The following is a 13,896-nucleotide window of genomic DNA, read 5'->3' as shown; positions in this document are numbered from 1 at the left end:
GGCATCATTCCTTTCCTATATTCGAACGCTTCATTATCATCATTGTATGGCCAAGCACATAGAATTAGTACAAACTATAGATCAAAGGAGTGTGATTATTTATGACTGAATTCTCTCAAGGTCCAGCTATGTGGCAAGCCGTAGCGGCGCTTATCATTTTCGCGGCGGCATATGTTTGTATATTGATTGAAAAATGGGATCGGATCTACACTGCACTAGGTGGAGCCTGTTTAATGCTGCTTTTAGGCATCATACCACTTCAAAAGGCAGTAACGAGCTACGCGAATTGGCCAATATTGATCTATCTCGTGAGCCTTTTCATTATTTCCAGCCTTTTTCAAAAAACAGGTATTATTTCGTATATTGTGAGTTCAATCGTTCGAAAATACCGGATGCGGGCGCTAACGCTAATTATTAGCTTATCGCTTCTTGCGGCCCTCATTTCTGCCCTGTTGGACAGCTTAATGGCTGTCGTTGTCATCGTACCTTTCATCATTGTTGCTTCTAAGAAGATGAGATTGCTCCCAGCTCCATTTCTGATTTCTATGCTATTGTCCGTACATATCGGTGGTGCAGCCACCATCATGGGAAATCTTCCTAGCCGTATGCTAGGGGCATCTGGACACATTTCGGCGGGGGACATGTTTATCCGTCTGTTACCTCTGATCTGCTTTTTATTGGCTGTGGTCTATCTCATTATGTGGTTGATCTATCGCAAGCGATTGGTTGCAGCCGAAGCTTATATGCGCGAACTACTCAGTTTAAAGCCTAGCTCCTATTTATCTGCAAATAGAGGATATGTTATAGGAAGTAGTGGGATAACTCTTTTGACAATTGTTATAGTGAGCCTCCATAGTGTGCTAGCGTGGAGCCCAGCCTACATTGCAGCCTGCGGAGCGCTCGCTTTACTCGGGATGAATTACAAAGACATACTAGACCTTATCAAAAGCAAAGACTATGGTGCGGTCTGGCATCATCTGAAAGAAACACAATGGCTCTATTTCTTAGGATTGTTCATTATGGTAGGGGGCTTAACGTATTCGGGCTTTACGGGGTTCGTTGCAACCAGAGGACTTGAGCTTAGCCAAGGGAGTATCCCGTTTTTATCGATTTTGCTGTTATGGCTCAATACATTTGGTGCTGCCATGATGGACAATATCCCTTTCATAGCAGCCATAATTCCGATTGTCGACCATATGGAACAAGTCTTAGAGGTATCTAGTCAGCCGATATGGTGGTCATTGATCGTCGGAAGCGGTATCGGAAGCGGAGTGACGTTGATAAGCTCAATTGCCAGTTTATATGCGGCATCTTTTACCTATTATGATGGAGTAAAGCTAAAACAAAGCGAGTATGTGGTGGTTGCTGCGCCGATTTGTCTGCTGCTGCTGCTGATTTCTACGTTGTATTTCAAATTATTCTTGTTGTAATTGCCAACAATTGAATACGTAATATCTGCATGATGAAGTGCGTAGGCGGTCAGAATACCAGTGAACTCCGAGAACAAGCAAGAGCTTAGATCAGGGAGGTTGTGATGGATATTCTGACCATTTTTTTGCGTACGGTGCTTATCTATTTTGTCGTGTTTATCATGCTTCGTATCATGGGGAAACGTGAAATTGGTAAACTGTCGCTTTTCGATCTTGTCATTTCTATCATGATTGCGGAGATTGCTGTTTTCGTGCTTGAAGATGTGGAGAAACCTCTTATGGATGGCCTTTTACCAATGGGAACGTTGGTGCTAATTCAAGTAATTATTGCCTATATCACGTTAAAGAGTCGCACAATTCGTGTGCTTTTTGACGGGAAACCGAGTATTCTCATCAATAAGGGAATGCTCAACCGCGAGGAAATGAAGAAGCATCGTTATAATTTAGATGATCTGATGCTGCAGTTAAGACAAAATAAAATTATGAACGTGGCGGATGTGGAATTTGCCATACTGGAGCCTTCGGGGAAATTGAGTGTTGTCGAGAAAGAAAAAGATGAGAAAGAGACAGGGGCTGGAGATTCACAGGTGAAAGGAATTCGCTACGAAGGCTTGCCGCTGCCTCTTATTATGGATGGTAAAGTACAGGATGATAATTTAGAGAAAATCGGTCAAACGAGGTTTTGGTTGAAAAACCAGCTTCAAGATAAAGGCGCACGTGACTTTAAAGAAGTTTTTTATTGCTCGATTGATCATCGAGGAAGAATGTTTCTGGACCGCAAGAGGTAAGCCGCGAGCGATTCAACGTATTATTTTTTTGCCCATATGCAGGAGGCGCCCAATATCCTTTGGACTTATTAGCCGGAATATGGTGATGAAGAAGATATAGGAGAAGAGCCCTAGAAGTAAGGAAGAGACAAAACGAATCCAAGTTAATGAGATCCAAGGCGCGTACATGATGAAATAGCAAATGACGCCAGAGAGAAGCATGGCTGCACCAATTTTGCCAAAACTGCGGCCATCCATACGGAATTTGAGTAGTCGGACTACGCTATTCCAATGCAGCAATGTGACTAAAACAATATTGACATTTATCGCAAATACAGCTCCATGAATCCCCATTTCAGGCTTGCTGGCTAACCAATAAATCAATATGAGCTTAACAGATGAACCAATCAATGTGTTGATTAGTGCTGAACCAGGTTTATTTAATGCTTGCAGAGCAGATTGCAGCGGGGCTTGAAAATAAATAAATATCGCAATGGGTGCCATCATTTTGAGCATAACACTTACATCAGGCTGATTGTACAAATAGGTACAAATCGGTTTAGCTAGTACAAACATAAGGACTGAGAATGGGGCACCCGTGACTAAGGCGAGCTTCAAGGATTGATGCAAACGCATATGAATCGTTTTGAGGTCTTTACGTGCAGCTGCCTCACTTAGAGAAGGAATCAACGAGACGGATAAGGACATAGTAAGCGCGCTTGGTAAAAGAATAATGGGAATAATCATCCCCTGTAAGGCACCATACTGAGCGGTTGCTAGGGAAGTGGAAATACCAGCGATCGCTAAGCTTTGAGCAATTAAAATCGATTCAAGTAGGTAGGAACTGGCACCAATGAGTTTACTTCCTGTGATCGGGATGGAAATGCGTAAGATTCTACGTAAATTCGTTAGTCGTCCTGTTGTTTTCGTTGTTCCGATTTGAGCAAGAGGTGACTTCGGTGAAGCTTTTTTATCCCATCTAAAATGAATAGCCAAGACAGCAAGTCCGCCTATTTCACCTGCTAAGACGCCAATCATCGCTCCAGCTGCCGCATATTCAATACCATAAGGTATCATCATATACGAACAAACCAATACCATTATAATGCGAATCAATGTTTCCATAATTTGTGAGGTTGCGGTGGGAATCATATTTTGTCTGCCTTGAAAGTAGCCGCGATACACGGCAGAGACACCAATAATGGGAATCATGGGACTCATACATAAGAAGGTGTAGTAAACACGTGAGTCTGTCAACAAATGCGAAGTGATCCATGAAGCACCTACGATACAGATAACAGTAAAAATGATGCTTAGGGTTATTGTGATGGCTAAAGATATACGCAGTACACTGCGTATACGGGTCTCATTATTCTCTGCTTCCGCTTCAGCAATCAGCTTGGCAATGGCGACAGGAATGCCTCCGGTGATGATGGTTAAAATAACAGATAAGAATGGCCAACCCATTTGATAAATACCGATGCCTTCGGCACCAATGACTCGCGGTAGGGTCATTCTGGGTATGAAGCCAAGAATGCGATTCAAAATGCCTGCGGCGAGCAGGATCATTGTACCTCTAATAAACGATTGCTTGGTCACTGCCATACCCTCTTCCGATAACGTCATACCTATGACTATGCGCGAGCTGGCCAAGCTCATGCTAAGATTTTAAGGACAAGGGCGTATTCAGCAGGAAAATGCAGGATGACTCTCGAATTACTCAACATACAGGTAAAACGATGCCTTAGGAGGATCCCCCATGAATGACGAACAGGATAACGGAAGTGAAGAAGAGAGTCCGGGTCTTTCCGACCATGAACTGAATGAAATTATTGAAAACTTATGTTTGAGCAAGGTAGAGGAATTTATTCTGCTTGGATATGAGCATGTTACAGGCAAGGATATATGGGATTGTGTCAGTGATAAGTACCGTAAAACAGGGTTGCCTTCTCTCCATCAAATCGTAAATGACATTTTGTCGCTCAAATCTACTGCGTTTATGAACTGGATGACGATTAGTATGTATAGAGGGGCCCAATTCTAAGAATGGGCTTATTTTTCAATATAGAATATATATGCTTCGCTCAATAAGTCGGCTATATTGCGTGATAAACGCATCCGTCCAAAGAGGACGGTGTAGCCGTTTATTTTGCATGAAACGACTTAAATTGACTCGTTTTTCAGACCTGAGTATAATAGGCATATTGAGTATTGAAGGGAGACTAGCAAGAGATGCTGGATTGGAAAAGAATTTCGTTCTTTTTTCTAACGGTTGTCATTGTTCTTGGCGCAGTTGGAGTAACGAGCCCTGGACTCGTAGACCGAATTAAACTTGGTTTGGATTTAAAAGGCGGATTTGAAATTTTGTACACCGCAGAGCCTTTGGCGGCCGGACAACCTTTAACGAAGGAAACGCTTACGGAAGCAGCACAAAGTCTTGCAAAGCGTGCTGATACACTAGGTGTTGCTGAACCTGAGGTCTATCCAGAGGGATCAGATCGTATCCGTGTTCGTCTTGCAGGCGTAGAAAATGAAGAAGAAGTTCGTACCCTGATGTCTAAGCCTTCTGTACTTACTTTCAGAGGTCCAGATGGAACGGTTTACATGAACGGAACTGACTTCGTCGAGAATGCAGCGAAATTAAGCTACGATCCGAACTCGAAGCAACCGATTGTTGAAATTAAAATGAAAAGCAGAGAGAAATTCAAGGAAGTTACAACAAAGCTCGTTGGCAGCACACTATCCATTTACTTGGATGATGCGCTTCAATCAACGGCATCTGTCAATTTCCCGATTGATAGCGACTCTGCCATTATTACACAAACTAGCGTGACCGAAGCTACCAAAGTAGCGAAAATGATTAACTTGGGCGCTATGCCGCTAAAGTTAACTGAAAAATACATACAACGTGTTGATGCTACGTTAGGGAAAGCTTCCTTACACGAGACAGCTAGAGCGGGGTTAATCGCTTCCGTTCTCATCTTCCTGTTCATGGTGCTTTATTATCGTGTACCAGGACTTGTTGCTGCTTTCACACTCATTACGTATGTTTGGGTTTTGTTAGCTATTTTCGACTTTATGAATGCAACGCTAACACTGCCAGGTATTGCTGCCCTTGTTTTGGGTGCCGGTATGGCTGTCGATGCAAACATTATCACGTATGAAAGAATTCGCGAAGAAATCCGTGCTGGCAAAAGTATTCTTTCTTCCTTGAAGGCAGGAACGAAACATTCTTTCCGTACCATTATGGATGCGAACGTAACGAATTTAATCGCGGGTGTCGTACTTTACTATGTAGGTAATGGTGCCATTCGCGGCTTCGCAGTTATTACGATGATGAGTATTATTATCAGTATCTTAACGAACGTCTTGTTCTCCAGATGGCTGCTGCATCTTATTATCCGAGGTAATTTGCTCAAAAAGCCAAGTTATTTCGGTGTGAAGGAGGCAGACATCCGTGGACTCTAAGAATAAGTTTGATTTTGTAAAAAATCGCAATAAATTTTTCATCGTATCAGCCGTGATTCTTATCGTCGGTTTAGTGGTTATTTTAACATCTGGCATGAACTTCGGGGTTGATTTCAAAGCAGGAACGAATATTGACCTAGTTGTGGGTAAACAGCTGGATAGTACAAAGGTTGAAGAAATCTTGCATGGATTGACGACCAATGGTGATGTGAAGTCCAAATATGCAGATCCAACCATTGGAGGCAATAACAGTGACCGTGTGTCAATCCGTTTCGATGATGTGCTAGACGATGCGACAGTGGACAAGATTCAGAAAGCATTTGCATCGGCATACAGTGCAGAGGTTTCGAAGGAAATCAACACGGTTGATCCTCAGCTTGCCAAAGAATTATTAATTAAAGCAGTTTACGCTGTTGCGATTTCAAGCGTATTAATTTGCTTGTATGTCAGTATCCGTTTCGAATGGCGATTTGCCTTAGCGGCCATTATTGCAATTTTACACGATGCGTTCATGGTTATCGCGATGTTTGCCATTTTCCGCTTCGAAGTGAACCTTCCGTTCCTTGCGGCTGTATTGACTACGATCGGTTATTCCATCAATGATAAGATCGTTATCTTTGACCGAATCCGTGAAAATCTACGGTTTGCAAAGCTTAAGACAGACGCAGATCTTATAGCCTTGGTCAATGATAGTATCTGGCAAACGATGGCACGGAACATCAATACCGTTCTCGTTGTGTTACTTGCAGCTGGTTGCTTGTATATTTTTGGAAGTCAGTCGATTAAGCTGTTCGCTTTGGCCAAGTTAATTGGTTTAACGAGCGGTGCTTACTCTTCCATCTTTATTGCATGTTCCTTGTGGTATTTGTTCAAAAAAAAATCATTATCGCGTTCTAAAAAGAAAGCTGCAGCGTAATAACCATAATAACCGGCCGCGTGATTGTTGCGCGGCCTTTGTATCCGTTCGGGGGGAATGTCCACGTGAATGACGAGGGTTTTCAGAAGACAGAATATGCGCTTTGGGTAGGTATGCTCCTCCTTATCGTGATGGTTTGTCTGAAAGGGATCGTTGGCTTTCAGGCTCATAGTATTGCGCTGCTCGCAGCGGCGTCTCAATCACTTGCAGGTATTTGTGTGTTAGGGGCTGTCATCCTGAGATTAAGAACAACGAGGACGCTGTTTTCGAGTGTATCTTTCCGAGGGTTGGATAAAAAAAATTCAGTAGGTTCCATTCTGCTTGCAGTCCTGATTCTAGTGATTGGTGCTGAAATGGGAATCACAACTGCCAAATCACTGATTAACCATGTAGAATATGAACCCAATTTGTATTCACTTGCAGTTCTTGGAGTTTCGTTTTTAGCGAAGGAAGTCATGTTCCAATACATCAATCGGATTGGCAATCAGCTAGGAACGAAGGAATTCATTGCCAATGCGCGAAGACACCGTTCCGATATATACTCTTCTTTTGTAGCCCTCATAGGTATACTCTCAGCGCTGCTCGGTCAAGCGATGGGTTATTCTGCAGTATCTTACATAGATTCAGTAGCTGGACTAATCATTGCACTTTTGATATGTAAAATGGGGTTCTCCCTTGTTAGCAAAATCTTGTCGACTTCAGCAGAAAACGTGCTCCATCAAGAAGATGCAGCTGATTTCGTTGCTGTCGTTCAAAGAATTTCTGGTGTTATTACGGTTGATGACCTGTGCGCTAGAGAGCATGGACATTATGTCATTGTCGAAATGACAATTAGTGTAAATCCAAGGCTCTCCGTTTGGGAGGGACATGAAGTATCGAAGAAAATTAAACAACAGCTCATGAAACAGTATCATCATGTGACTAATGTGTTCATCCATGTGAATCCCTATGATGCAGGCTATCCCTATAAACAACAGGGGGATGAGGAAGCAAGTGAGCTGCCGTCTGTCTTACACTAATTGTTATCGGAAGTCTTAGTTTATCATGAAATTTTCTTAGGAAAGTGCCAAGGAGGACCCACCAAGTGCTAGCACCTAAAGCAAGATGGAACATTGGAAATGCGGATGAAGCGCTTGTAGAAGAATTTATACGTGAGCTGGGGCTAGACCCGTTGGTTGCCCGTATTCTAGTACTTCGAGATATCCGCAGCGTGCCAGAGGCCAGACAATTTATGCAAGGTGGCATCGGTGATTACCATGATCCCTATTTGCTAGACGGGATGCTTCCTGCTGTGGAGCGAATTCGCAAAGCGTTGCAAAATAACGAGTTGATTCGTGTCTACGGGGACTATGATGCAGATGGTGTCAGCAGCACGTCCCTAATGGCGCATTTGTTAAAAGGGTTAGGGGCTCATTTCGATACGTATATCCCCCATCGGATTCGTGAAGGCTACGGTTTGAATCGCGGTGCAATCGCGTTAGCGAAAGAGCAAGGCGTTCAGTTGCTCATTACCGTGGACACGGGGATCAGCGCCGTCCAAGAAATTGCCTATTGCCAAGAGTTAGGTTTAGATGTCATCGTAACTGATCATCACGAGCCGCCAGAAATCTTACCTGAAGCTTTAGCTGTCATTAACCCTAAGAAGCCAGGTTGTTCGTATCCTTACAAATTATTAGCTGGTGTAGGTGTAGCGTTTAAGCTTGCGCATGCGTTGCTGGAACGGTTTCCAGAAGAGCTTCTTGAGTTCGCAGCCCTTGGAACGGTTGCCGACCTTATGCCGCTTACAGGTGAGAACCGGTTGCTCGTGAAGATGGGGTTAGCACGCATGCAAGATTCCAATTACGTTGGATTTCGTTCCCTAATCAGTGTATCTGGTATAGAACGGAAAGAGATTACCGCTGGGCATATTGGATTCTCACTTGCTCCCAAAATTAATGCGAGTGGACGGTTAGAAGCGGCTGACATTGCCGTCAAACTGCTGACCACTACAGATGAAAAAGAAGCGGAGCAAATTGCCTTCGAATTGGATATGCTGAATAAAGAGCGTCAACAAATCGTCGAGGATATGGTCCAAGAAGCGTTTGTTATGGCAGAAGAGCAGAGAGCAAAAGGCTTGGATAAAGTCATTGTCGTAGCCAAAGAGAATTGGAATGTCGGTGTTGTTGGAATTGTTGCCTCCAAGATTGTGGAGAAATTTTATCGGCCCACGCTGGTGTTAAGTATTGATCCACAAAAGGGCATGGCCAAGGGCTCTGCACGTTCAATTGCAGGCTTCGATTTGCATAAGGCGTTAACAGCCTGTAAAGATCTGCTTGACCACTACGGAGGTCATCAAGCTGCGGCTGGGATGAGCTTGGATAGCGGGCATCTTGAAGCTTTTGCACTCCGACTAAATGAGCTTGCAGGAGCAACTTTAACGGAGCAAGATTACGTACCGGTGTTACGTGTAGATAATCAGTGCAACCTAGCGGATGTTCCGATTACAAGCATTGAGGGACTTGAGCTGCTGGCCCCATTCGGAATGGGAAATCCATCGCCGAAGTTCATGTTTACGGAGCTAGGTCTTGATGAAATTCGAACTATGGGCAAGGAGAAACAGCATTTGAAGCTGGCTCTTTCTCAAGCGAAAGATGAGATTAGCTGCTCGGTTGAAGCTGTAGGCTTCGGCAAAGGAAGTTTGGCAACACTTATTGCGCCTTCGGCCAAGGTCGATGTGCTGGGTGAACTCTCGATCAATGAGTGGAATGGTGTCCGGAAGCCGCAAATCATTATGCAGGATTTACGCATCCCACATACGCAGGTGTTTGATTGGCGCGGTACGGGACAATTGCATGTGAAGCTTTCAGCGCTTACGAACAATCTTGCAGCGGGACCAACGGCGCCACTAAGATCGCCAGGAATTGTGCTTTTTGATGAAGCGGATGTAGCTTTGTTCCAGTCAACAGCTGCACAGGTCGGTCCTCATGTGCCGTATTGGATTGTGCAGGATACAGAACAAGTGAGACCAGGGAATGAAGCTGCAAGTTCAATGGCGTTCGGCGAGTTGCAGGATGTCATTTTGTACACGTTACCTCGTCGTATTACAAGTTTGGAAGGTGTACTTCAGCAGGCAACAAGTATGATGCGGTGTTACCCCGTTTTTGCTGAGTTAGGGCAAGATAGTGGAAATACATTGCCTTCCCGTGATATGTTCAAGATGCTTTATGGCACCTTGCAGAAAGAGAAGTCACTTCAATTACACGATACCCGAATGATGACGGCTTTTAGTAAGCGTTCTGGACTTTCTCTCGGAATGATTCATTTTATTTTATCTGTCTTTGAGGAATTAGAATTTGTCGTGAAACATGATAATATGGTTACATTGAGTGCAACGCCTGCCAAAAGAGATTTAACCACATCACGATTGTACCAGCATCGATTGCATCGTCAAGAAGTTGAAGCCATTGTTATGTATTCTTCAGCGAAAGAGCTGGAGCAATGGATCGCTGATCACACCAGGATAAACGAATCCGTCGTCCTCTGAGGACGAGCGCGTTTACCAAGGTAGATGCGAAGCAAAAGTATAAAGAATGGAATACTTTCTTTTCTACTAAAATAATAGAGTTTACATTGGAGGAAATCTTAATGAATTTCAAAGATTACATTCGCGTTATCCCGGACTTTCCACAACCAGGTATTCGATTTAAAGATATTACAACATTGCTTCAGAATGGTCCTGTATATAAAGAGGCCATTGAGCAATTAAAACAACTGATCCAAGACAAGGAAATTGATGTTATTGCGGGACCAGAAGCACGTGGATTTGTCATTGGTGCTCCACTGGCTTGTGCATTGGGTATTGGCTTTATTCCGATTCGTAAAAGCGGCAAATTACCTGGTGAAACGATTGAGGCTGATTATGCGCTTGAATACGGCAAAGATAAGCTTGCTATGCACAAGGATGCGATTAAGCCTGGTCAAAAAGTATTGATTGCTGATGACTTACTAGCAACGGGTGGAACGATTCAAACGTCTGTTGATTTGATCAAGCAGCTTGGCGGTGAAGTGGTCGGTGCTGCTTTCTTAATCGAGCTTACTTATTTAGATGGTCGCAACAAGTTCGATGGTATTGATGTCGTCTCACTTGTTCAATATTAAGATAGGTCTGGGGAATCGAATGTACGTTATTCGGTTCTCTTTTTCATAGCATTTTAGGGACCGAACGCTATGCTTTTACGGCATCTATGATGCTTTTTGTCGAAAGCATGTACGCGAATAGTTGACGAGGGGCCTGACTTGCAGGCATAATGGATAAAAATCGACTAAAGGGAATGGGTAGATGCATGGGTATAGAGCAGCTGCTGGAAAAGGCCGCCACCTATCTGAAAGAGAATGATTTGCAGAGGATTCGGGAGGCCTATGAATTCGCGGATGAAGCCCATCATGGCCAAGTGCGCAAATCAGGTGAGCCCTATATTCTGCATCCACTCGCTGTTGCAGATATATTGGTGAATATGCAGATGGATGTCACTTCGGTGATCGCTGCGCTTCTGCATGATGTTGTTGAAGACACAACAGTTTCGTTGGAAACTGTTCTAGATAAATTCGGGAAAACCTGTGCGATGCTCGTTGATGGTTTGACGAAGCTGGAGCGCATAAAGTTCAAATCCAAAGAAGAGCAGCAGAATGAGAATTACCGCAAAATGTTCGTGGCAATGGCGCAGGATATTCGCGTTATTTTGATCAAACTTGCGGATCGTCTACACAATATGCGTACACTGAAATATCAATCGGAAGAAAGCCAGCGCCGCATCGCGGAAGAAACACTGGAGATTTTCTGTCCGATCGCACATCGCCTTGGTATTTCCACGATCAAATGGGAGATGGAGGACATTGCCCTCCGTTATTTGAATCCGCAGCAATACTACAGGATTGTAAACCTCATGCAGAAGAAGCGGACAGAGCGTGAGCAATACATCGAAGATGTGATTCACAGCATCAAAGAGAAATTGGATGAAATGGGGATTCAAGGGGATATCTCTGGAAGACCTAAGCATCTGTATAGTATTTACAAAAAGATGAGCTCCCGCGGCAAGCAATTTAACGAAATTTACGATCTCATGGCGCTTCGTGTCATTGTTGATGGCATTAAGGATTGCTATGCTTCTTTGGGTATCATTCATACGTTATGGAAACCAATGCCTGGGCGCTTCAAAGATTATATTGCGATGCCGAAGCCGAATATGTACCAATCCTTGCATACGACCGTTATTGGACCGAAGGGTGAACCGCTAGAGGTTCAGATTCGGACGTGGGAAATGCATCGGACGTCTGAGTTTGGGATCGCGGCACACTGGGCTTATAAAGAGGGCGGTTCTGTTGTTCCATCGGGCACCTTCGAGGATAAAATGAGCTGGTTCCGCGAAATTCTGGAGCTTCAGCATGAAACGAATGATGCGTCTGAATTCATGGAATCCATGAAGATGGATTTCTTCTCTGATCTTGTATTCGTTTTTACGCCAAAAGGAGAAGTCATCGAGCTTCCGGCAGGCTCGGTTCCGCTGGATTTTGCATATCGCATTCATACCGAAGTTGGGAACCGTACAATTGGCGCCAAAGTCAATTCGCGCATCGTTCCACTCGATCATAAGCTTAAGACCGGCGATATCATTGAAATTTTAACATCCAAGCATTCCTATGGTCCAAGTCAAGATTGGATCAAGATCGCGCAATCTTCGCACGCACGCAGCAAAATTAAGCAATGGTTTAAGAAAGAAAAGCGGGAAGAGAACGTTGAAAAAGGTAAGGATATGATCGAACGCGAGCTGAAACGTTTAGCTATCGATCCTCCAACCTTAATGAGCGACGACAAGTTACTAGAAGCAGCGAAGAAGTTCAATTTTAGTGATATAGAAGACATGCTCTCGGCTGTTGGGTTTGGCGGGATTACGGCGGCACAGATTTGTACCAAACTTACGGAGAAGTTGCGCAAAGAAGCAGAAGAAGCACAAGTTATTAAGCTGAGCAGCGAAGTGAAAGAGGTCAAAGCTCCTGCTGCTACAGAGCGCAGAAGCCGTCCTACCAACGGTGTACGTGTCAAAGGTGTAGATAACCTGCTAGTACGTTTTGCTCGTTGCTGTAACCCTGTGCCAGGGGATTTCATTATTGGTTACATCACACGTGGACGCGGTGTATCTGTCCATCGTTCGGACTGTACGAACATTCCAACCACGATGGGTGAAGAGGAACGCGTTATTGAAGTGGATTGGGCGGAGGCTGTTGAATCCAATTTCAATGTGGAAATTGAGATTACAGGACATGATCGCCGTGGCTTCTTAAACGAAGTGCTTCAAGCCGTATCCGAGAGCAAGACCATGATTTCAGCTGTTTCTGGGCGTTCCGATAAAAACAAAATGGCAACGATTCATATGACCATTTTAATTAAAAATATTGATCATCTACAGTCTGTAGTAGAAAAAATAAAGCGTGTCAAAGACGTGTATTCCGTTCAACGTATTATGCAGAGCTAGCTTGTTGCCGCAAAAAGTAAGGAGATCACGATGAGAGTAGTTGTTCAACGCTGTAAACGTGCGGAAGTAACCGCCCATAATCAAACCATCGGTCGAATTGAGCAAGGGTTGATGCTGCTGGTCGGAATTACCCACGAGGATACGGAGCAAGATGCGAAGTACCTAGCGGACAAAGTGGCTGGGTTGCGTATTTTTGAAGATGATACCGGCAAGATGAATCTGTCTGTGGTCGAGACAGGCGGAGCAATTTTATCCGTGTCACAATTTACGCTGTATGGGGATTGTCGTAAAGGAAAGCGGCCGAATTTCATGTCAGCGGCAAGGCCCGAGCAGGCGGAGCCGTTGTATCATCGTTTTAATGCATACCTGAAGGAACAGGGATTACATGTCGAAACTGGCGCATTCGGTGAAATGATGGATGTTTCTCTGACGAATTGGGGACCTGTTACCCTAGTAATCGATAGCAAATAAGCAGATGCCATGGCGCATTCAGGATAGGTTGTCCACCCACTGGTTATACTAAAAAAGTATAAACTAGCGGTTAGGAGCCTACAGATGCGTCAATCCATTAAAAACAAAGCCATGACAGCTCCGTTGCAGCAATTGTTCCATACCTCCATGGCTGAACGGATGAGCCAAGTTTCTTCCTTTTCAGATGTTGAGATTAGTGCAGAATTCACGTCTGATCAAGAAAAAATGAAGAGTATCCCCAAAAAATCGTATCGGTAGTTCATAAAACCACGTGTGTGCTGTTCGATCAGCCCTGCGTGGTTTTATTTGTGATTAGGGCATAATTTCTCTACACC

General features: G+C 44.0%; 12 protein-coding genes. 11 read left to right on the top strand and 1 reads right to left on the bottom strand.

Features of this window, described 5'->3' with window-relative positions:
* The first annotated feature begins 101 nt into the window (after positions 1-101).
* Together AC58P7_RS16200 and AC58P7_RS16195 are read left to right on the top strand one after the other, a co-directional pair.
* The gene (locus tag AC58P7_RS16200; RefSeq protein WP_497344539.1) at positions 102-1,430 is read left to right on the top strand and encodes an ArsB/NhaD family transporter; all 1,329 of its coding nucleotides are present in this window, start codon (positions 102-104) and stop codon (positions 1,428-1,430) included.
* Positions 1,431-1,534: 104 nt separating this feature from the next.
* Positions 1,535-2,218 (top strand): DUF421 domain-containing protein, encoded by a 684-nt coding sequence (locus AC58P7_RS16195; protein ID WP_497344537.1) that lies wholly within the window; start codon positions 1,535-1,537, stop codon positions 2,216-2,218.
* A 12-nt stretch (positions 2,219-2,230) separates the two neighbouring features.
* Here AC58P7_RS16195 and spoVB read toward each other — a convergent pair whose 3' ends face one another.
* Positions 2,231-3,796, bottom strand: coding sequence for a stage V sporulation protein B (spoVB, locus tag AC58P7_RS16190; RefSeq protein ID WP_497344535.1), 1,566 nt, complete (start codon positions 3,794-3,796; stop codon positions 2,231-2,233).
* A 160-nt stretch (positions 3,797-3,956) separates the two neighbouring features.
* Between spoVB and AC58P7_RS16185 the strand changes: the two genes are divergently transcribed.
* The 9 genes from AC58P7_RS16185 to AC58P7_RS16145 all read left to right on the top strand — a co-directional run bounded on the left by AC58P7_RS16185 (position 3,957) and on the right by AC58P7_RS16145 (position 13,819).
* Entirely contained in the window at positions 3,957-4,241 is a 285-nt protein-coding gene (locus AC58P7_RS16185; protein ID WP_497344533.1) for a post-transcriptional regulator, read from the top strand.
* Between the two features lie 191 nt (positions 4,242-4,432).
* Complete coding sequence (secD, locus tag AC58P7_RS16180) at positions 4,433-5,665, top strand: protein translocase subunit SecD (RefSeq protein WP_497344742.1); 1,233 nt, start codon at positions 4,433-4,435, stop codon at positions 5,663-5,665.
* Positions 5,655-6,581 (top strand): protein translocase subunit SecF, encoded by a 927-nt coding sequence (gene secF / locus AC58P7_RS16175; protein WP_497344531.1) that lies wholly within the window; start codon positions 5,655-5,657, stop codon positions 6,579-6,581. Before secD ends, secF begins: the two co-directional genes overlap by 11 nt.
* 65 nt (positions 6,582-6,646) lie before the next feature.
* Positions 6,647-7,600 carry a cation diffusion facilitator family transporter gene (locus AC58P7_RS16170; protein ID WP_497344529.1) on the top strand — a complete coding sequence of 318 codons (954 nt, stop codon included), beginning with the start codon at positions 6,647-6,649 and terminating at the stop codon, positions 7,598-7,600.
* A 65-nt stretch (positions 7,601-7,665) separates the two neighbouring features.
* A complete protein-coding gene (recJ, locus tag AC58P7_RS16165) occupies positions 7,666-10,104 on the top strand; it encodes a single-stranded-DNA-specific exonuclease RecJ (RefSeq protein WP_497344527.1) in 2,439 nt (812 codons plus the stop codon).
* A gap of 101 nt (positions 10,105-10,205) precedes the next feature.
* A complete protein-coding gene (locus AC58P7_RS16160) occupies positions 10,206-10,718 on the top strand; it encodes an adenine phosphoribosyltransferase (protein WP_497344525.1) in 513 nt (170 codons plus the stop codon).
* Between the two features lie 185 nt (positions 10,719-10,903).
* A complete protein-coding gene (locus AC58P7_RS16155; protein WP_497344740.1) occupies positions 10,904-13,090 on the top strand; it encodes a RelA/SpoT family protein in 2,187 nt (728 codons plus the stop codon).
* A 30-nt stretch (positions 13,091-13,120) separates the two neighbouring features.
* A complete protein-coding gene (gene dtd, locus AC58P7_RS16150) occupies positions 13,121-13,561 on the top strand; it encodes a D-aminoacyl-tRNA deacylase (protein WP_497344523.1) in 441 nt (146 codons plus the stop codon).
* Positions 13,562-13,645: 84 nt separating this feature from the next.
* Positions 13,646-13,819 carry a hypothetical protein gene (locus AC58P7_RS16145; protein ID WP_497344521.1) on the top strand — a complete coding sequence of 58 codons (174 nt, stop codon included), beginning with the start codon at positions 13,646-13,648 and terminating at the stop codon, positions 13,817-13,819.
* Positions 13,820-13,896: the final 77 nt, after the last annotated feature.

This window comes from Paenibacillus sp. J22FR5, from assembly GCF_059691975.1.
Note: the sequence above shows the minus strand (reverse complement) of the source record. Positions and strands in the feature narration are given on the sequence as shown.